The organism is Mycolicibacter sp. MU0102 (genome assembly GCF_963378105.1).
GTDB classification, from domain to species: Bacteria; Actinomycetota; Actinomycetes; order Mycobacteriales; family Mycobacteriaceae; genus Mycobacterium; species Mycobacterium holstebronense.
Genome location: NZ_OY726398.1, coordinates 3,814,824 through 3,833,220 on the forward strand (window position 1 = coordinate 3,814,824; position 18,397 = coordinate 3,833,220).

An 18,397-nucleotide genomic window follows, 5' to 3' on the forward strand; every position below is an offset into this window, starting at 1 on the left:
TAGCTCGCGCGGAAATGCCATTCTCGTTTTACGCCATATTGAACGTGCTTTTATCGCACACGTATGTACGTTATATTCAAGAGCATCACTCTCATGCGGGTGGATGTCAAGGAGGCCGTGCTGATGCCCGACGCTGCCGCCGAGACCGCGCGGGGTTCGCAGACCCTGGCCCGCGGATTGGCCGCCTTACAGGCGGTGGCCGCTGCACCGGAGGGGCTGACGGTGCAACAGGTCGCCGATCGCGTCGGCGTGCACCGGACCATCAGTTATCGACTACTGAACACGCTGACCGGCTTCCGGCTGATCGCCAAGGGAGACGACGGCCGGTACCGCTCGGCCGCCGCATTGGCCGTACTGGGAGCCTCGTTCGACCACAACGTCCGGCAGCTGAGCCTGCCGACGCTGCGCGCGCTCGCCGACGAACTCGGGACCACGGTGTCGCTGCTGGTCGCCGAGGGGGACCAGCAGGTGGCCGTCGCGGTCATCGTCCCCACCCAGGTCGGCTACCAACTCGCGTTCCACGAGGGCAGCCGCCATCCGCTCAGCCTCGGCGCCGCCGGAATCGCGCTGCTGGCAGCCATGCCCGCGCGCCCCGGCGAACGCGAGATCGTCCCGCAGACGCGCGAGCGCGGCTGGGTGGTCACCCACGGCGAGATCGAGCCCGGAACCTTCGGACTGGCCGTGCCGGTTCGACGCCGCCCGCCGGCGCCGCCGACCTGCATCAACCTGATCTCGCACCGCGAGGACGTGGTGCTGCGCGGCCGCGACGCCGTGCTGGCCGCTGCCGGCCGACTGTCCGAGATCTTGAGCTGAGATGCGAGAGGAAACCTTAATGCCAGCCGGCGCGCATGACGATTGGGACGAGACCGTCGACGTGGTGGTGCTGGGCACCGGCGGCGCCGGGCTCACCGCCGCACTCACCGCGGCAGTACACGGCGCGACGGTGGCCCTCTACGAGAAGTCGAACACGGTGGGCGGCACCACCGCGGTCTCCGGTGGTATCGCCTGGATTCCGGCGCACGACCGGGCTCCCGGGCTGAGCATCGAGGCCGCGATGGACTACCTGCGCGCCCAGTCCTTCGGCGCGATGGACGACGCGCTGGTCTCAACGTTCGTGCAGACCGGCCAGGAAATGGTCGAGTTCGTCGAAGCCCACAGCGATGTCCGCTTCGAGGTCGCCACCGGATTCCCGGACTACAAACCGGAGCTGCCCGGCGGCCGCCCGTCCGGGGGACGCTCACTGAGCCCGCTGCCCTACGACGTCTCCCGGGTGGACTCCTGGCAGGACCGGATCACCGCGTTCCCCGCCGACTACAGCAACGTCGGATTCGACGCCGAGACCCGCGCCCGGCTGCACGCCGACATCGAGACAACGGCCGGCGACGATATCTGCGTGGCCGGCACCGCGCTTATCGCCGGCCTGCTACGCGGTGTGCTCGACGCCGGGATCACGCCGCAGACCGGGTGCCGCGGCGTCGAGCTCCTCACCGACGCCCAAGGCATCATGGGTGTGCGGATCGAGGGCGACGGCACCTCGCGGCGGGTACGCGCCCGGCGGGGCGTCATCTTGGCCAACGGCGGCTTCGAATGGGACGTCTCTCTGGTGGAGGCGTTCCTGCGCGGGCCGATGCGCGGCGCGGTGTCGCCGCCGAACAACACCGGTGACGCGCTGCGCATGGCAATGGCGAACGGCGCGGACCTGGCCAACATGGGCGAGGCATGGTGGGTCCCGATCGTCCGGATCCCCGGGGACACCATCGACGGGGAACAGCGCAGCCGCAGCGTGCGGCTCGAGCGGACCCGCCCGCGCAGCATCATCGTCAACCGGGCCGGGCGGCGGTTCGTCAACGAGGCGTGCGACTACAACTCCATGGCGGGCGCCTTCCATTACCTGGAGCCACGCGGCGGCTACGTCAACGATCCGGCGTGGATCGTGTTCGACGCCGAGCATCTGCACCGCTACGGATTCCTCGGCGTCGCGCCCGACGGCACTGCCCCGGAGTGGTTCTCACAATCGCCCGATCTGGCCGCCCTGGCCGCCAAGATCGGAATCGACGCCGAGGGTCTGGCACGCACGGTGGCCGCCTGGAACCGCGACGTGGCGGCGGGGTCGGATCCCGAATTCGGGCGAGGATCCAGCGCCTACGACGGCTATTGGGGTGACGAGCAGGCCGGCACAGTCGCCGGACGCACCCTGGGGCCCATCGACACCGCTCCCTTCTACGCCGTGCCGCTGTCCATCGGAGCAATGGGCACCAAGGGCGGGCCGCGCACCGACTCCGACGGCCGGGTCCTGCACGTCACCGGCCGGCCCATTCCTGGACTGTTCGCCGCGGGCAACGCGATGGCGGGCGTGACCGGCCGCGCCTACGGTGGCGCGGGCGGCACCATCGGACCGGCCATGGTGTTCGGCTTCCGCGCGGGGCGCGCAGCTGCCACCACCGGCGCAGGGACCTCATGAGCGGCTCGTTCCCCCGTCACCGGCAGAGCGGAAATGCTATTCTTCCCTGCAAAGAATTTGAGTCTTTGGCAGCGCGGCCGCTCCGGCGGATGCAGCAGTGGAGGAGCCCGTGACAGGCAGGCAGATCGCCGCATCGTCCCTGGTTGCGGGGATAGCGCTTGGCGGCGCACTGGCCGCCGCCGCCCCGGCGACCGCCGATGACACCGCACCGCACCGGGTGCGCTACTCGGTCAGTTCCACCGAGACCGCCCAGGCATACATCTACTACCGCGAAGTCCAGCCGCCCAATTTCGGCGAGTACAGCCACAACCCGTATCAATACAGTCCGAAGGCGGACGTCATCATCGGGCCGGGCCAGCCCTGGATCTTCGACACCACCCTGGCCGATCCGCAGGACTGGGCCATGGTGGTGGTGTCGCTGCCCGCGATGCATCCCGCACCGGGCGCACCCGGCTTCGTCTGCGAGCTGCGGATCGACGACGTCGTGGTCGCCACCGACGCCGGTACCAAGGGGGCGCTCTGCTCGCTCCGCACTTGGTGAGGGACCCTGGTGCTGAGTGGACAACGGACAGGAGAGGCGTATGCCGTCGCGTGATCCGGCGAAGCCGGAGGGTCCCAGAAAGCACGTCGGAAAGCACGCCGCCAAGCACGCCTCGAAGAATGCGCTGACGCTGGCAGAGGCCGAGGCCAAAGCCGCCGAGGCGGCGGCGGAGTTGGCCCGCGCCCGAGCGGAGCTGCTCAAGGCACAGCAGGAGCCCGAGCCGGAAACCACTGCGGCGGTCGAGCTGGACACCACCCAGGGAGTCGAGACAACCGAAGCGGCCGAGCCGGCCCCGGGCGTTGACGAGGCTGGTGACGGGCGTGCCGTCGGGCAGTCGGCCGCGCGGCCCCGAAAGCTCACCGGAATCCGCAAGGTCCTGCCCTGGGCTGCGGCGACGCTGGCCGTGCTCACCATCGGTGGGCTGATCGCGGCGGATGTGGTGATGCTGGCCCACCACAACAACGTGGCGCTGCGCCAGCGCCAAGCCGCCGAATACGCCGCGGCCGCTCGTCAGGGCGTGGTGACGCTGATGTCGCTGAATTACGAAACCGTCGATGACAACGTCAAGGCGATCCTCGACAACTCGACCGGCGAGTTCAAAAAGGACTTCGAAGACCACGCCGGCGACTTCACCCAGGTGGCCCGCAAGTCGAAAACCATCACCACGGTCGACTCGGCGGTCGCGGGGGTGGAATCGATGTCGGACGCCGACGCGGTGGTGCTGGTCGCGGCCAACACCAAGGTCACCAATATCGCTGGGGCCAAAGAGGAACCCCGCAGTTGGCGCCTCACCGTACACCTGGCTCACGAAGGCGATCGGATCAAGATGTCGAAGGTGGACTTCGCGGCATGAGCGAATCCGACGAGTCCGACGTGACACCCGAGGCGACCGAGGCCGAGGCCGTCGACGAGGACGTGAAAGACGCTGCCGTGCAAGACGCTGCCCTGCAAGACCAAGACGTTGCCCCAGAGTCTGGCGAGCAGCCGGCGGAAGAGTCACCGGCCGAGCAGCCGCAAGCCGGCCCGACTGTCTCCACGGCGCGCTGGATCGCCGCTGCCCTGGCCGGACTGCTGGTGGCGTCGGCGGGGCTGACCGCCTGGCTGTATTTCGGGGTGCTTCGGGCCGATCAGCAACTCGGACCCGCGGCCGAGCAGGCCGTGATGGCGGCCGCCGCCGACGGCGCGATCGCCGTGTTGACCTATGCGCCCAAGACCATGGAGCAGGATTTCGCCGCCGCCGAGAGCCACCTCACCGGCGACTTCCTCGCTCACTACACCGATTTCACCCAGAAGGTCGTGACCCCGGCGGTCAAGGAGAAACAAGTACAGACCGTAGCCGCGGTGGTTCGCAAGGGCCTCGTATCCCTGCACCCCAGTTCCGCAGAGGTGCTGATCTATCTCAACCAGACCACGATCAGCAAGACCAATCCGGACGGCTCGTTCTCGATGAGCAGCGTCAAGGTCGGCTTGGAGAAGCACGACGGCCGGTGGCTGATCTCCTCGTTCGACCCCGTCTAGCCTGTTACATCCGGACCAGGGCGAACGTCCAGGTGTTCACTCCACCCGGGCCATTCATACAGCCCACGTCGAAATGTGATTCGACCACACCGGCCAACGTGTTCGCGTCCCAGGTGTAGGTGTCGCGCGTCGGCATCGAGGGCCCGAACGGACAGGTCAGACCGTTGGGGAAATCCGAGGTGAACGAGTACTGACCGTTCACCAGTCGGGCGGTCCCGCCGTAGTAGCCGCGACCGAAGAAATGCGGCCGGTCGATCGCACTCACCGTCACGCAGCCGGCTGGCAGGTCGTCGAACTTGCCCATCGTCTCGCAGGGGTAGGCCGCCCAGACCCACGTAGCGTCGGTCCACCGATTGCTCAGGACGTCGTAGTTGCCGTAGCGCATGTCGGCCGCGGCGACCGGCGCCACCACGATGCCGGCGGTCAACGCGCCCAGCGCTGCTGCGATCATGGTTCGAAACATGGGTGACCTCCTCGACTTGCCAAGATTGTTGTGCCGCTATAGATCACCGCGACGCCACAACGACTCGCCGTCGGCGACACAGGTCAAGAAAAGCCCGTCGGGCGCCTGCGCCACCTCGCCGGAGTATTCGTTGCACTTGCTGTTCTCCTCTTTGACGCCGTGCATCTCCGGGGAGCGGAACCAGCGCGGTTCGTACCGGCGAGGCGAAGCGCAGTACACCAGTCGGCCCGGCAGGGTCGAGGGCCCTGCGACCGCGGATCCGAAGACGAAGTAGGTGGTGTTCGAGCACGGCGCACCCAGTACGACGTTCGGCATGATTCCGGGTGTGCACGACGGGACGTCGCACATCGGGACGTACGGGTCGGCGACCGCCGGCGCCGCGGGCGTCACGCCGGCGACCGTCCCGGCGGCAAGTACCGCCGCGATGAGCACTTTCATCACCCGAGGGTTCTGCATGGTCTCCCCTACCGCCTAGAGTCGCTGCACCGTCAGCGGCATGACGATCACCGTGGGCTGGTTGCGTCCGCATGCCCCCGAGACTCCGATCGTCCGGTCGTAGCCGACAAGCCGGTCGATGTTGCGTTTCTCGTACTGACCGTTGGTATCGCTGCCCTGAAACTGGTAGCGCTGCCGGCCCGACGAGGTGGTGCCGTCCGGGCAGGTCTGCCAGTTCTCGTGGAAGCGGTCGACGATCCAGCGGGAGGTACGAAACTCGAGCGGCGCCGTCCAGCCCTGGTCGCTGCTCACCTGTCCGGTACAGACGTGCGCGTTCTCGCAACTGGAACTGAAGGTCCACACCGAGGTAACCGTGACCTCGTTCATGAAGACCTCGTTGGTCTTGGCCAAGTCCCCGTTAGAGGTGACCCGGTAGGGGCCGTTGAGCTCAAAGCCCAGCGCAGCCTGCGCCGACGGCGTCGGGAACATCCCCACAACAAGGCCGAAAGCCGCTGCAGCGGCGGCTAACTCCCGTGCCCGCATGATTCGTCCTCCTTCGGCACTCAGTTCGGCATCAGATCGGTCCACGACTTGGGCCCGGAACCGGGAACCAGGTTCGTCTGCTGCTCGTAGCGCCCATCGGGTGTCATGTACTTGCCGGTGTTCGGGTCGTAGGGCACCACCGCGACCGACGGCGTCTGTTCACCGATCCCGGAGTTTCCGGCCAACGGCGGCGGCGCAGGCACCTGTGGCCGTGGAGAATCCGGTGGTGTGCCCGACGGGGTGGCCCACGGCGGCAGCGGGGTCCCCCCGACCGGAGCGAAGAGCCGGTCACTGAAGTCGACCCGGTCATCGACCGGGATCCCCTGCTTGAGGAGGTTCGGGTCGAACGCAGTGGGCCCGGTGAGGTGCTGGCGCATCGCGATCGGGACGAATCCCTTGGGGTCGTCGCAGAGTTCGACAGTGGGCGCACGCTTGCCCGGATGCTCGATACACGGGAAGTTGCGGGCGCCGCGCACCGATACCGGCGAATCCTGCGGCAGTTTGCAGTACAGACCGTCGGGGGTGTCGATTGTGGTGGTATCGGCCGGGGAACGCCACGACGACGGCGGCAGGAACCCCACAGTGCAGGGGTTGGGGTCACCGAACGTGAGGGTGAAGTCGCCCTGCGGCAGACCAGTCGGGTTGTTCTTGGGCAGACCGAATGACTGCTGGGCGGCAATGTATCCGGGCAGTAGCACCATCAACTGCTCCAGCGACGGGTTGTAGACCATCAGCACCTGCCCGAGGGTGTTCAGGTTCGCCAGCAGGATCGGCAGCGTTGGCTTGAGGTCCTGCATCAGGCCCGATACCTCGTCGGCGAATCCGGGTCCGCGTTGCAAGATGGCGCGCAACTGCGGGTCGTTGGCGGCTACCTGTTCGGAGATGCCGGCCACGCTGCGGGCCCAGGTCCGGATCGCGTCGGTGCTTTGCACCTGCGAGTCCAGCAGCGGCGCACTATTATCGACCAGCTTCCGCACCTTGTCCGAGACTCGGTTGGCGTCACCGCTGATGGTGGTTGCCGAGTCCAGCAATGACTGGAAGTCGTAGCCGGCGCCGTCGAAAGCCTGGAAGGTCTCGTCGAGCAGATTGCTGAGCTTGTCCTTCGGAATCGAGTCGACCAGCGCGCTGACCTGATCGAGCATCGGACCGACCTGTTGAGGAACTTCGGTGTCCGAAGCCGCGATCACCGAGCCGTTGTGCAGGTACGGGCCGCCGTCGCTGCGCGGCAGCAGGTCGACGTACTGCTCACCGATGGCCGAAACACTGCGCACCGCGGCCACCAGATCGGCCGGGACCTTCGGTGATCGATTCAGCGACAACGTGGCACGCACACCGCCCGGAGTCAGCTCGACGTTGGTGACCGTGCCGATCTGCACCCCGTTGTAGGTGACGTTGGAGAACCGGTAGAGCCCACCGGTCTCGGGTAGATCCAGCTTGACCATCACCCGGCCGATTCCGAGCATGGTCGGCACCTGCATGTAGCCGAAGAGCATGGCCCCCACGCCGATCACCGACGCGACCAGGAACAGGATCAGCTGGATCCGAACAAAGCGTGTCAGCATCTAGCCACCGCCTCCCGAGCCAACCGCTCCCTGCGGCAGGGCCTGGCCCGATGACTGCAGGATCGGCTCTTGCAGCGGATCCTGGGAGAAGTTCAGATACCAGGGATCGCCGGGCGCCGGAACCAGTTTCGCGTCCTCGTCACCCCACTGAGTACCGGCGAACAGCGCCCGCTTGAGCCGCGGTTTGGTGAGGTCGAAGACGGCGAACAGGTTCAGGAAGTCGCCCCGCACGGCGCGCTCGATCGCATTCGGCCCGTACGGGAACGCCGAGGCGTAGGCCACCGCCGAGTTGAGCTCCGGACCGATGTCGGCCAGCGAACGCAACGCCGGTTCGATGTGGATGAGGTCGGAGACCAGTTGGTGCCCGGAGTCGTTGACCAGACCCGCCGACAGGTCGCCGAACTGGCCCAGCTTGGTCAGGGCAGTGACGAACTTCGGGCGTTCTTTGATCAACACGTCGATGGCCGGCGGAATCTTGTTCAGCGCACGGTCGATGGTGTCGCGCTGCCCGGCGAAAGTTGTTGCCGTCCGGTTCATCTCTTCGATGGCCTCGACGATGTTGTTCCGTTGCCGGTCCAGCGCACCGGTAAAGTGGTCCAGCCGGACGATCAGATCGCGAATGTCGCTTTCCCGGCCTGCCATCGAGGCGCTGAAGTTGTGGATGATGTCACCGATCTGCCCGAGCCCGCCGCCATTGACCAGCACCGCCAGCGAGGACAGGGTCTGTTCGGTAGACGGATAGGTCGAGGAGTCGCTCAGCGGGATCTTGGCTCCGGACATCAATCGCCCCGTCGGCGCCTGCCCGATCGGCGGATTGAGCGCCAGGTGCATGGAACCGAGCAGGCTGGTCTGCCCGACGGTCGCCACCGCATTCGCCGGCACCTCGACACCGGGGTTGACCGCGATGTCGACGTTGGCATGCCAGTTACTGACGGTCATCTTGCCGATGCTGCCGATCACCACATCGGAGAGCATCACCGGCGAATTGGATTCCAGTGTCCCGACATTGGCCAGCTCGACTGTGAAGTGCTGCGCCCCGGAACCGCGTCCCTGAACACCCGGCAACGCCATCGAGTTCAGACCGCCGAAGGCACAGCCGGTGGTGGTACCGGCGACCGCGAGGGCAAGTGCAGCGCTGCGCCGCAAGGAACGGAGACCGATCATGGTGAGGGTGTCCCTTCCGCGGGTAACGGACCAGGCAAGCCGGGCGGCGGCCCCGGCGGCGGACCGCCCGGCAGCAGCATCCCGTCGAAGGTGGTCGGACTGGGCAGCGGCGCACCGGGGATCAGCGGCGGCGTCGCTGTGGCGGGCAGTCCGTCCGGCGCGTAGGAACCCCGCGGCTGCAGCGGATCCGTCCACCCGGGTGGGGGCGGGACGTCGCCGTTCAGCCCGGTGTAGGCCGAAATCGACGGCGTCTGTTCCGGCAGATCTCCCGGATGTTCGGCGTGCGGCATCAACGCCGGGTCGGTGTAGATCAACTTGTCCGGGCTGGCCGCCTTCGTCAGGTACGGAGACATCGGGAACGGGAGCCCGTTGAAGTTCAGCAGACGCATGGCCGGACCGAGGTACCCCTCGCACAGCTTGCCGGTCTCCGTCGACGTCACGTTGCCGATCGCGCCGGTCATCGTGCAGATCGCCTGAACCGGGTTGCTGAAGTTGGCGAACGCGAACGAACCCACCGGGGTCCCGCTGGTCACGTTGTACATGTTGAGCGTGTTGGCGATCGCGTTCGGGGTGATATGCAGGATATTGCGGATCGCATTCTTCGAATCGACCAGCGTCTGACTGACTTTGGCAACGCCCTGCAGGGCCTCGGCGGTTTCGGCGCGGCTCCCCGCCACGAAATCCCGGACCGTGTCGATCGCAGCCGCGAAGTCGGTGAGCGCTGCATCCAAGTTGGATCGGCTGTCGTTGACCACACTGGTCAACGTGGCGAGCCGCGACTCGAACACCACGATCTGCTGATCACTATCGCGTAGCGCGGTCACGAACGTCTGCAGACCCGAGATGATGTCAACGATATTGCCGCTACCCTCGGCGAAGATCCGGGCCACGCCGGAGAGCTGCTTCAGCGTCTCGCGCAGTTTGGCGCCGTTACCGTCCATCGCATTGGCCGCGCTGTCGATGAAGCGCGACGCCGACGTTCCCGAAATTCCGCTGCGCGGCCCCAATTCGGCGGCAAGCCGGTTCAACTGGGTCTTGACCTCATCCCACTCGACCGGGACAGCGGTGTGCTCGCGCGGGATAACCGCGCCGTCAGCAAGGGTCGGCCCGTCGCCGCGGTGGTAGGCGGGGGTCAGTTGGACGAACCGCGCCGCCACCAGGTTGGGCGCGACGATGACAGCTTTGGCATCGGCCGGTATCGGCACCTTGCGGTCGACCCGCAACGTCAGTTTGGCCTGCGTGCCCTGCGGTTCGATGCGGTCGATAGTGCCGACCTTCACCCCGGCAACCCGGACCTCGTCACCGGGATAGATCGCGGTAGCGGTGGAGAAGTACGCGGTGATCCGGGTCGGCTTCAGGACGGTCTGGCGGACCAGGATGCCCGCACCCGCCAGTAGCAGCAGTGCCACCAGGCCTGCCGCCGCGATCTGCAGTGGATTACGGGTCTTCATCGGGGCGGCAGATCTCCTGGTTGCGGAATCCCATTGACCGGGAACGGAATCTCGGCCCGCGGCCCGGCATTGTCCGGCGGCTGCCCGGCGTCGACGCCGCGCCGGAAGCCGAACGCGTAATCGAAGAATGGCTGGAACAACTGCGGCAGGAACAGGTTCGGCACATAGGCGCTGTAGTAAGCACCGTTGGACACCGTCTCACCCTGGGTCAGTTCGTATTTCGCCAGACCGGGCAGCGCTTTGGCGAGATTGTCCCGGTTCTTCTCCAGGATCTTGTTCAGCTCAATGACCTTCGCCAGCGTCGGTTTGAGCTGTTCGTTGTTCTGGGCGACGAGTTCGGACAACTGCCGCGACACCGCCGAGGTGCTGACCAGCAGGTTGACGATCGCCTGCCGCCGGGTGTTGAGCACCTCGACGAGGCTGTCGGCGTCCAGGATCAACGAATTGATCTGCTGGCTGCGTTCGGAAAGCACACCGGTGAGATCGGCGGCCGACTTCAGCAGATCGGCAAGGCCTTCATTGCGGCTGTTCACCGCCCGGGACAGCCTGCTCAGGCCGTCGAACGTCGGCCCTAACTGCGGGGCGATCTGGTCGATGGTGTCCGAGAGGGTGTCCAATGACCGGTTCAGCGACTCGGTGTCGGTACCGGCGGTGTTGGTGGTGAGTTCACCGACCACATCGACCAGTGAGTACGGCGACGACGTGCGGGTGAGCGGGATGACCTCGAGCGGGTGCATCTTGCCGCTGCCGGCCGGCTCGACCGTCAGCACCCGCTCACCGAGCAGCGACCCGGTGCGGATGTGCGCGGTGGTTTGCCCGCCCAGCCCGTACTTGCCCGCCAGGGTGAAGGTAACCAGGGCATCGCCGTTGTCGAGCGCGACGTCGGTCACCGAGCCCACCTTGATCCCCGACAGCGTGACGTCGGCGCCAGTACTGAGGCCACCGGCTTCGGCGAACCGCGCCTGGTAGCGCACGCAGGTGGCCCACTGGATCAGTTGTTCGGGCTGCAGCCCGATCGCGACGATGAACGCGACGACCACAACGCCGATAAGACCCATGCGCATGAGGTGGCTGCCGTGATACTTCAGCATGAGCGCACTCCCCGCCCTACCGGCGTGGTTCCGGGCAGCATGCCACTCAGTCGGTGTCGCTGCATCGGCCCTCCTCCGCCTTGATCCAGGGGAACACCGCGGTTCGGCCTTGGGTATCGCTGACCCGGACCTGAACCGCGCAGATGTAGTACTGGATGAACCCGCCGTAGGCCCCGAGCCGGATGGCCTTGCGGTAGTTCTCCGGCGCCTTCTGCAACGACATGTCCAGGCCGGCCAGGTCGGCGTTGATCGCGGTAGTCAACCGATCGACCTGAGTGATCGTGTTGGTCAAGGGATCCCGGGCGTTGCCGAGCAGATCGGCCAGCGATGCGGTGCCGCGGTCAAGAGCTGTCACCGCAGTCCCGATCGGGTCGCGGTCGGCCGCCAGCCCGGCGACCAGCTTGCCCAGCCGGTCGATAGCACCGGAGAACCGTTTGTCGCCGTTGGACAGGGTGGCCAGCGTCGTGCGCAGTTGGTCGATCAGGGACTCGATCACTTGGTTGTTGTCGGCCAGGGAATTCGAGAACGACGAGGTCCGCGACATCAGTGAGTCGATGGTGCCGCCCTGGCCCTGCATGATCTGGATCAGCGAGGCCGTCAGCGAATTGACGTCCTCGGGATTCAGGCCGCGGATCACCGGCTTGAGGCCGTTGAGCAGCAGGTCCAGATCCAGCGCCGGCGCGGTCCGCTCGAGCGGGATCTGCGCTCCCTTTCCCAACAGCTGAGTCGACCCCGGCCCATCGGCCAGTTCCAGGTAACGGTCACCCACCAGGTTCAGGTAGCGCACCGAGGCCTGGGTGCCGGTGGTGAGCGGAATGTTGCGGTCGGCCTGGAACTTCACCAAAACCGTTCCGTCCGGACGCAGCGACACGCCGCCGACCGTGCCGACCCGCACGCCGGCGACCCGCACGCTGTCGCCGGCCTTGAGCCGGGAGGCATCGGCGAACACTGCTTGGTAGCCCACCGTGGGGCCGGTCCGGACCTCAGCGAAGATCGCGAACAGAAATACCGTTGCCAGCACCATCACCACCGCGTAGATGCCGAACTTGACCAGAGTTCCGAGCCCGCTTCTCATCCCGGCATCCCCACCTGGGCGCTGTTGCGCGGCGGCCCAGCGATCGGCCCGAACAGCGCCTGCTTGAGGCCATCGGAGTTGAGCAGAATGCCCTGGTTGCCGTACTCGTACGGGTTGGCTCCAGTGTCGGCGATCAACGCGGGCACCCGGTATTCCGGCGGTACGTCGGGCAGGCCCAGTTCCGTGCAGTAGGAACGGTCGGAGCGGGCCGCCACCTTCGGTAGATGGTCGGGGTAGCGGTAGCGTTCCTTGGCCAGGGTGAAGCTGGCGGTGATGATGATGCCGGGGACGTTGAACGGCGGGGATTTGGCGAACGGCACCAAGCCACCGATCGAGCAACCGAGTTCCTCGTGGTACTTGTCCAGCAGCGCGGCGGTCGGCTCCAGCACCTGCGTCAAGTCGGTCAGGGCCTGCCGGTTCTCGCCCAGGACCTCGTTGCCGGTATCGGCCAGACCGATGGCACTGAGCAGGAAGGTGTCCAGGCTGTTCTGCTCGGTCACGATGCTTTCACTCATGGTGCTGGTGGCGCCCAGCGCGGCGGTGAGGTCCGGGGCCGCATCGGCGTAGGACCGAAACACCGGCGCCATGGTGGCGGTCTCGTGTTCCAGGGTGCCCAGGCTGGGCTCGATCTCGGCCAGCAGCTTGTCGAAGTCGGTGAGCGCCTGGCCCAGCTTCTGCCCGCGCCCGTTGAACGCCGTCGAGACGGCGCTCAGCGTCTCGTTGAGTTTCTTCGGGTCGATCTTGTCCAAGACCCGCACCAGTTGTTGGAACACCGTGTTGATCTCGACGGTGACGTGTTCGCCCGCCAGGACCTGGCCGGCGTGCATGCGGGCGGTGACCGGTTCCGGCGGCGGCACCAGATCCACGAACTTGGCCCCGAACACCGTCGAGGAGGCGATCCGGGCGCTGACGTTGGCCGGGATCATCGACAGTTGTCCGGGTTCCATCTTCAGGTGCAGGACAGCGGTACCGTCCGGCTTGGCCTCGATGTCGCCGACCTTGCCGACCTGGACACCGCGGATCTTGACTTTGGCGTCGGGATACATCACCAGGCCGGCGCGCTGCGACAGCACCGTGACCGGCACGGTGCGGGTGAAGCTGCCCCGGAAAAGGCCGATCGGCAGCCCGATCGCCGCCGCGATCGTCAGCACCGTCACCAGCCCGATCAGCGGACGCAGGTAGGTCGGCTGCTGGCGCCGGGTACCGGCGGGCCGATGCCGGCCCGCGGCGGCCGCCGCTCGGTCCGGATCATTGAGATGGCCGCCCAGCGGCGGATCTGCGGTCGCTCCCAGGACCATTACCGCTCCGCCACCGAAGCATTGAGGCAGCCGTCATCGTGAGCCCAGATCAGCGCTCCGGCACCACTAAGCACCACCGCTGCCGCCCCTTCCACGATGGTTACCGCCGACACCGCAGGCTCGGAGAGTTCTACGCACTGTGCCACACCACTGGCACCCACCGGGTGGCCTTTGGCGATGTATGGCATCGAGAAACTCCTTGCTGCTACCCGGTCGCCTAGGTGACCGCGCCGACGGTCTTGAGTTCGATGATGCGGTCCCAGTCCAGGCCCAGCTCGGCAAGGATTTCGTCGGTCTGCTCGGCGAATCCGGGTGCCGCACCGGTCACCGGTGCGGCCACGTCGAACTGCACTGGGTTGGCAACCAACTCGAGTTCACCTGCCTGCACGATGTATTCGTTGGCGCGGATCTGCGCGTCCTGCGCGGCCTGCAGGGTGTCCTGGACCGGCGCCCACGGGCCGGCCAGCGTGGCGAAGCGCTCACTCCACTCGGGTAGCGTCCGCTTGGCCATTGCCGCGCGCAGGATTTCCACGGCCGCCGCGGTGTGCTCGGCAAAGGACTGCGCGGTGGCAAACCGTGGATCGTCGATGTAGTCGTGCAGTTCCATGTGTTGGCACACGTCGGCCCAGAACTTGGTGGGCTGCATCATGACAAAGGAGATGTAGCGCTCGTCGGCGGTCGCGTAAACCCCTACCAGCGGGTTGATCGGCGAACCATGCACTCCGGGCGGCTGTTGAATCAGGCGCTCGCCCAGATGACTGGTCAAGGCGACCGTATGGCCCATGGCCCACAGGCCGCTGCCCAGTAGGGACACATCCACCACCGACGGCTCGCCGGTGCGCTCACGCTTGAACAGCGCCGCCGCGATACCGCCGGCCAGGTTGGTGCCGGAGATGGTGTCCCCGTAGGCGGGTCCGGGCGGGCCGATCATGCCCTCGATACCGGGCGGGGTGATGGTGGCGGCGGTACCGGCGCGACACCAGAAGGCGGTCATGTCGTAACCGCCCTTTTCCGATTCGATGCCGCGGGGGCCCAGCGCGCTGCCGCGGGCGTAGATGATCTTCGGGTTGACCGCACGGATGTCCTCGACATCCATGGCGAACTTGCGGCGGTGACCGGGAAGAAAACTGGTCAGAAAGACGTCTGCGCGTTTTGCCAGTTCGAGCAACACTTCGCGCCCCTCGGGCGTCGACACGTCCAGACCGATGCTGCGCTTACCGCGGTTGGCGTGCTCGATGTTGGGGTTGGGGTCGCCTTCGACCCGCAACATGCCGGTTTGACGCAAGCCGCGCTGCGGGTCACCCGTCACCGCGTGCTCGACCTTGATGACCTCGGCGCCCCACTCCGCCAGCACGGCACCGGCCGAGGGGACGAATCCGTACATCGCGACTTCCAGGACACGAACGCCCTCGAGCGGCCTCATCCGCCTGCTCCGGCGACCGGCACGGCGAACGTCTTGCTTTCCAGGAATTCCTCCAGTCCAGCAGTGCCCATCTCACGGCCGATGCCGGACTGTTTGTATCCGCCGAACGGCGCGTCCGGGCTGAAGTAGTTGCCGCCGTTGATCGAGAACGTTCCGGTCCGGATCCGGCGTGCCAGCGCCAGCGCCCTGTCCTGGCTGCCGAAGACAGCACCGGACAGTCCGTAGATCGAGTTGTTGGCGATCCGCACCGCATCATCGTCGTCGTCATAGCCGATCACGGTCAGGACGGGTCCGAAGACCTCCTCCTGTGCGATCTCGCTGTCCGGGTCGACGTTGGTCAACAGCGTTGGGGTGTAGAAGAAGCCGGGGTCGACCCTTTCCCCGCCGGTCACCAAGGTGGCACCGGCGGCCACCGCGCGCTGCACCATGGCGTCGACCTTGTCGCGCTGCTTGGCGCTGATCAGCGGACCCATGTAGGTCGTGGGGTCGGTCGGGTCGCCGTAGCGCACGTGGGAGAAGTTGGTCTTGATCATCTCGACGATCTCGTCGTGATGGCTGTTGGGCACCAGCAGCCTTGATGTCAGTGCGCAGCCCTGGCCGGCGTGGGTGACCATCGAGAACGCGGCGAACACCGCGGCCATGTTGAAGTCGGCGTCATCGAGGACGATGGCCGCCGACTTGCCGCCCAGTTCCAAAAAGACTCGCTTGAGTGTCCCGCTGGCGGCGGCCATGATCGCCCGGCCGGTGGGGGTGGACCCGGTGAAGGTGACCATGTCCACGTCCGGATCGGTGGTCAATACGGCACCGACCGCGGGGTCCGACGAGCTGAGCACATTGACCACCCCGGCAGGGATATCGGTGTGGTTGACGATCAGTTCGCCGAGGGCGAGAGTGACCAGCGGGGTGTCGGGCGCGGCCTTGAGCACCACGGTGCAGCCGGCGGCCAGCGCGGGCGCGAGCTTCGCCAGGGCCAGCTGGTTGGGGTAGTTGTAAGCGATGATCGCGCCGACGACGCCCGCGCCTTCCTTCTCCACCCAACGGTGATGCAGCATTCCGCGACTCTCGACGTTGCCGAGGTCTTCGGTCATCGGATAGTCCGCGAGCAGATCGGCGTAGTACCGCACGATCGCGATCGGCCCGTCCAGTTGAGCTCCCTGGGTCAGCGCCGCCGTGGCGCCCACCTCGGCGATAGTGAGCGCGGCGAACTCCTCGCGGTGTTCGACGAGCGCCTTGTGCAGCTGATCCAGGCAGCGGATCCGCAGTGCGGTGTCGGTGGCCCAGTCGCCGGTATCGAAGGCCCGACGCGCCGCCGCGACGGCCGCGACCGCGTGCTCGACGCCGGCCTCGGGCGCATAGCCCAGGACTTCGCCGGTGGCCGGGTTGAGCGAGGCATACGTGGCGTCCGCCTCCACCAGTTCACCGTTGATCAGCAGTCGCCGGTCGACAACCTGCCCGAGAGAGCTATCGGCGGTGGTCTCTGCTGTGTCCTGCGAACGCATCAAGCCTCCAGATGGGTAACTCGGTTCTCATCTGCGGCGAATCATACATCTCATATGTGAGAACTCAAGGGCGTCCGAAAAGCATTGCAACCTGCCCTTCTACGGCGAGAGTTAATGCAGCTACGGCATTTTCGCTGCTAGGAGGCCACGCCGGCGCACCTTGCCAGAATCCGATATGCGAGAGTACGATTCTCAACGCTCGGAAAGGAGATTCTTTGTGACCGAGACGGGCCTCGTGAGGACTGCTGTCGTGACCGGGGGCGCCTCGGGTATCGGTGCGGCAGTCGTGAACCGATTACGTGCCGCCGGCCACCGGGTGGCCATCATCGACCTCAAACCTGACGGTCAGGATCTGGCCTTTGCCGCCGACGTGACCGATCGCGCGCAGATCGACGCCGCGCTGACCCAGATCCGCGAACAGCTCGGGCCGGTCACCATCCTGGTCAACGCCGCCGGCAAAGACGGCTTCAAAAAGTTCAGCCACATCAGCTTCGAGGACTGGCAGCAGATCATCGACATCAACCTCAACGGTGTATTTCACACCGTTCAGGCGGTGCTGCCCGACATGGTCGAAGCCGGCTGGGGCCGCATCGTCAACATCTCCTCGTCGAGCACCCATTCCGGGACTCCTTATATGGCGCACTATGTTGCCGCCAAGTCCGCCGTCAACGGACTCACCAAGACGTTGGCACTGGAGTACGGGCCCAGTGGTATCACGGTCAACGCCGTACCGCCGGGCTTCATCGACACCCCCATGCTGCGCAACGCCGATCGGCAAGGGTTCCTCGGCAACATCGAGGACAACATCGCCAAGACCCCCGTGCGGCGCATGGGACAGCCTGAAGACATCGCGGCGGCCTGCGCATTCCTGGTGTCCGAGGAGGCCGGCTACATCACCGGACAGATCCTCGGCGTCAACGGCGGCCGAAACACCTGACATTCACCATATTTCGCCACGCCACGGCGTGCATGGGCACTAACGAAAGGAACAGCAGTGGGACGCGTTGCCGGAAAGGTCGCATTCATCACGGGAGCAGCCCGCGGACAGGGCCGCAGCCATGCACTGCGACTGGCCGAGGAAGGCGCCGACATCATCGCCGTCGACTACTGCACCGACTTCGAGACCATCGGCTACAAAATGGCCACCCCCGAAGATCTCGAAGAAACCAAGAACTTCGTCGAGAAGACCGGCCAGCGCTGCATCATCGCCCAGGCCGACGTCCGTGACGCAGCCGCACTCAAGACAGCACTGGAAGCCGGCATCGCCGAGCTGGGCAAGCTGGACATCGTTGTCGCACAAGCCGGTATCGCCGGGATGAAGGGCCAGCCACCGCTGCAGGCATGGACCGACGTCATCAATACCAACCTGGTCGGCACCATGAACGCCGTACATGTGGCGCTGCCGCACCTGAAGGAAGGCTCCGCGATCGTGGCCACCGCCTCGGCCGCCGCGCTGATGGACGCACACAGCAAGCCCAACCCGGGCGGCGACCCGGGGGGCATGGCCTACATGACCTCCAAGCGGATGATCTCGCAGTTCATGCACGACCTGGCCACCGAACTATCACCGCGGGGCATCCGGGCCAACGTGATCCACCCGACCAACTGCAACACCGACATGTTGCAGAGCGAGCCGATGTATCGCTCGTTCCGTCCGGACCTCGAACACCCGACCCGTGCCGACGCCGAACCGGTCTTCTATGTCCAGCAGGCGATGAAGGTGCCGTTCATCGAACCCGAAGACATCTCCAACGCGGTGCTCTGGCTGGTCTCCGACGAGGCCCGGTACGTCACCGGAATGCAGCTGCGGGTGGACGCCGGTGGGTATCTCAAGTGGTACGACTACCACATCTGATGACGCCCGCGGCTTTGC

The 18,397-nt window shown here is 66.2% G+C and carries 19 protein-coding genes; 7 read left to right on the plus strand and 12 right to left on the minus strand.

Translation table 11 applies throughout. The annotated features are described in order from the left end of the window. The first annotated feature begins 93 nt into the window (after window positions 1-93). The 5 genes from RCP37_RS18015 to RCP37_RS18035 all read left to right on the plus strand — a co-directional run bounded on the left by RCP37_RS18015 (window position 94) and on the right by RCP37_RS18035 (window position 4,520). A complete protein-coding gene (locus RCP37_RS18015) occupies window positions 94-813 on the plus strand; it encodes an IclR family transcriptional regulator domain-containing protein (RefSeq protein WP_308484352.1) in 720 nt (239 codons plus the stop codon). A gap of 19 nt (window positions 814-832) precedes the next feature. Further along, window positions 833-2,461, plus strand: coding sequence for an FAD-dependent oxidoreductase (locus RCP37_RS18020; protein WP_308484353.1), 1,629 nt, complete (start codon window positions 833-835; stop codon window positions 2,459-2,461). A 109-nt stretch (window positions 2,462-2,570) separates the two neighbouring features. After that, entirely contained in the window at window positions 2,571-3,002 is a 432-nt protein-coding gene (locus RCP37_RS18025) for an Rv2576c family protein (protein WP_308484354.1), read from the plus strand. Window positions 3,003-3,042: 40 nt separating this feature from the next. Beyond that, on the plus strand, window positions 3,043-3,855 hold the full coding sequence (locus RCP37_RS18030) for an Rv1363c family protein (protein WP_308484355.1): 813 nt from the start codon (window positions 3,043-3,045) through the stop codon (window positions 3,853-3,855). Then, complete coding sequence (locus RCP37_RS18035) at window positions 3,852-4,520, plus strand: twin-arginine translocation pathway signal (protein ID WP_308484356.1); 669 nt, start codon at window positions 3,852-3,854, stop codon at window positions 4,518-4,520. The genes RCP37_RS18030 and RCP37_RS18035 overlap by 4 nt, the downstream gene beginning before the upstream one ends. A 4-nt stretch (window positions 4,521-4,524) precedes the next feature. Here the strand turns inward: RCP37_RS18035 and RCP37_RS18040 are convergent, their stop codons facing one another. From RCP37_RS18040 to RCP37_RS18095, 12 genes are read right to left on the minus strand one after another with little or no spacing between them, the layout of a single operon-like run. Beyond that, complete coding sequence (locus RCP37_RS18040) at window positions 4,525-4,983, minus strand: hypothetical protein (RefSeq protein ID WP_308484357.1); 459 nt, start codon at window positions 4,981-4,983, stop codon at window positions 4,525-4,527. Window positions 4,984-5,019: 36 nt separating this feature from the next. Then, the gene (locus tag RCP37_RS18045; protein WP_308484358.1) at window positions 5,020-5,439 is read right to left on the minus strand and encodes a hypothetical protein; all 420 of its coding nucleotides are present in this window, start codon (window positions 5,437-5,439) and stop codon (window positions 5,020-5,022) included. A 15-nt stretch (window positions 5,440-5,454) separates the two neighbouring features. Next, window positions 5,455-5,961 (minus strand): Rv2253/PknI dimerization domain-containing protein, encoded by a 507-nt coding sequence (locus RCP37_RS18050; protein WP_308484359.1) that lies wholly within the window; start codon window positions 5,959-5,961, stop codon window positions 5,455-5,457. Between the two features lie 20 nt (window positions 5,962-5,981). Continuing rightward, window positions 5,982-7,523 (minus strand): MCE family protein, encoded by a 1,542-nt coding sequence (locus RCP37_RS18055; RefSeq protein ID WP_308484360.1) that lies wholly within the window; start codon window positions 7,521-7,523, stop codon window positions 5,982-5,984. After that, on the minus strand, window positions 7,524-8,687 hold the full coding sequence (locus RCP37_RS18060; RefSeq protein WP_308484361.1) for an MCE family protein: 1,164 nt from the start codon (window positions 8,685-8,687) through the stop codon (window positions 7,524-7,526). Then, window positions 8,684-10,138: an MCE family protein gene (locus RCP37_RS18065; RefSeq protein ID WP_308484362.1), complete on the minus strand. Its 1,455-nt coding sequence runs from the start codon at window positions 10,136-10,138 to the stop codon at window positions 8,684-8,686. The genes RCP37_RS18060 and RCP37_RS18065 overlap by 4 nt, the downstream gene beginning before the upstream one ends. Further along, window positions 10,135-11,229 (minus strand): MCE family protein, encoded by a 1,095-nt coding sequence (locus RCP37_RS18070; protein WP_308484363.1) that lies wholly within the window; start codon window positions 11,227-11,229, stop codon window positions 10,135-10,137. Before RCP37_RS18070 ends, RCP37_RS18065 begins: the two co-directional genes overlap by 4 nt. 46 nt (window positions 11,230-11,275) lie before the next feature. Continuing rightward, window positions 11,276-12,304, minus strand: coding sequence for an MCE family protein (locus RCP37_RS18075; RefSeq protein ID WP_308484364.1), 1,029 nt, complete (start codon window positions 12,302-12,304; stop codon window positions 11,276-11,278). Continuing rightward, window positions 12,301-13,602, minus strand: coding sequence for an MCE family protein (locus RCP37_RS18080; RefSeq protein WP_308484365.1), 1,302 nt, complete (start codon window positions 13,600-13,602; stop codon window positions 12,301-12,303). The genes RCP37_RS18075 and RCP37_RS18080 overlap by 4 nt, the downstream gene beginning before the upstream one ends. After that, on the minus strand, window positions 13,602-13,790 hold the full coding sequence (locus RCP37_RS18085; RefSeq protein WP_308484366.1) for a hypothetical protein: 189 nt from the start codon (window positions 13,788-13,790) through the stop codon (window positions 13,602-13,604). The genes RCP37_RS18080 and RCP37_RS18085 overlap by 1 nt, the downstream gene beginning before the upstream one ends. Window positions 13,791-13,819: 29 nt before the next feature. Beyond that, window positions 13,820-15,025, minus strand: a complete 1,206-nt coding sequence (locus RCP37_RS18090) for a CaiB/BaiF CoA transferase family protein (protein ID WP_308484367.1) — start codon at window positions 15,023-15,025, stop codon at window positions 13,820-13,822. Further along, complete coding sequence (locus RCP37_RS18095) at window positions 15,022-16,524, minus strand: aldehyde dehydrogenase family protein (protein ID WP_308484368.1); 1,503 nt, start codon at window positions 16,522-16,524, stop codon at window positions 15,022-15,024. Before RCP37_RS18095 ends, RCP37_RS18090 begins: the two co-directional genes overlap by 4 nt. Window positions 16,525-16,759: 235 nt before the next feature. Between RCP37_RS18095 and RCP37_RS18100 the strand changes: the two genes are divergently transcribed. Both RCP37_RS18100 and RCP37_RS18105 read left to right on the plus strand, forming a co-directional pair. Next, a complete protein-coding gene (locus tag RCP37_RS18100) occupies window positions 16,760-17,461 on the plus strand; it encodes an SDR family NAD(P)-dependent oxidoreductase (protein ID WP_308487140.1) in 702 nt (233 codons plus the stop codon). Window positions 17,462-17,518: 57 nt separating this feature from the next. After that, the gene (locus RCP37_RS18105) at window positions 17,519-18,379 is read left to right on the plus strand and encodes a mycofactocin-coupled SDR family oxidoreductase (protein ID WP_308484369.1); all 861 of its coding nucleotides are present in this window, start codon (window positions 17,519-17,521) and stop codon (window positions 18,377-18,379) included. The last annotated feature ends 18 nt before the right edge of the window (window positions 18,380-18,397 follow it).

Bases quoted from the DNA above. Each gene is read 5' to 3' on its own strand.
- RCP37_RS18015 (WP_308484352.1), top strand. From the start codon at position 94: ATGCGGGTGGATGTCAAGGAGGCCGTGCTGATGCCCGACGCTGCCGCC.
- RCP37_RS18080 (WP_308484365.1), bottom strand. From the start codon at position 13,602: ATGGTCCTGGGAGCGACCGCAGATCCGCCGCTGGGCGGCCATCTCAAT.
- RCP37_RS18095 (WP_308484368.1), bottom strand. From the start codon at position 16,524: ATGCGTTCGCAGGACACAGCAGAGACCACCGCCGATAGCTCTCTCGGG.
- RCP37_RS18020 (WP_308484353.1), top strand. From the start codon at position 833: ATGCCAGCCGGCGCGCATGACGATTGGGACGAGACCGTCGACGTGGTG.
- RCP37_RS18055 (WP_308484360.1), bottom strand. From the start codon at position 7,523: ATGCTGACACGCTTTGTTCGGATCCAGCTGATCCTGTTCCTGGTCGCG.
- RCP37_RS18030 (WP_308484355.1), top strand. From the start codon at position 3,043: ATGCCGTCGCGTGATCCGGCGAAGCCGGAGGGTCCCAGAAAGCACGTC.
- RCP37_RS18045 (WP_308484358.1), bottom strand. From the start codon at position 5,439: ATGCAGAACCCTCGGGTGATGAAAGTGCTCATCGCGGCGGTACTTGCC.
- RCP37_RS18040 (WP_308484357.1), bottom strand. From the start codon at position 4,983: ATGTTTCGAACCATGATCGCAGCAGCGCTGGGCGCGTTGACCGCCGGC.
- RCP37_RS18050 (WP_308484359.1), bottom strand. From the start codon at position 5,961: ATGCGGGCACGGGAGTTAGCCGCCGCTGCAGCGGCTTTCGGCCTTGTT.
- RCP37_RS18090 (WP_308484367.1), bottom strand. From the start codon at position 15,025: ATGAGGCCGCTCGAGGGCGTTCGTGTCCTGGAAGTCGCGATGTACGGA.
- RCP37_RS18075 (WP_308484364.1), bottom strand. From the start codon at position 12,304: ATGAGAAGCGGGCTCGGAACTCTGGTCAAGTTCGGCATCTACGCGGTG.
- RCP37_RS18060 (WP_308484361.1), bottom strand. From the start codon at position 8,687: ATGATCGGTCTCCGTTCCTTGCGGCGCAGCGCTGCACTTGCCCTCGCG.
- RCP37_RS18065 (WP_308484362.1), bottom strand. From the start codon at position 10,138: ATGAAGACCCGTAATCCACTGCAGATCGCGGCGGCAGGCCTGGTGGCA.
- RCP37_RS18035 (WP_308484356.1), top strand. From the start codon at position 3,852: ATGAGCGAATCCGACGAGTCCGACGTGACACCCGAGGCGACCGAGGCC.
- RCP37_RS18085 (WP_308484366.1), bottom strand. From the start codon at position 13,790: ATGCCATACATCGCCAAAGGCCACCCGGTGGGTGCCAGTGGTGTGGCA.
- RCP37_RS18070 (WP_308484363.1), bottom strand. From the start codon at position 11,229: ATGCTGAAGTATCACGGCAGCCACCTCATGCGCATGGGTCTTATCGGC.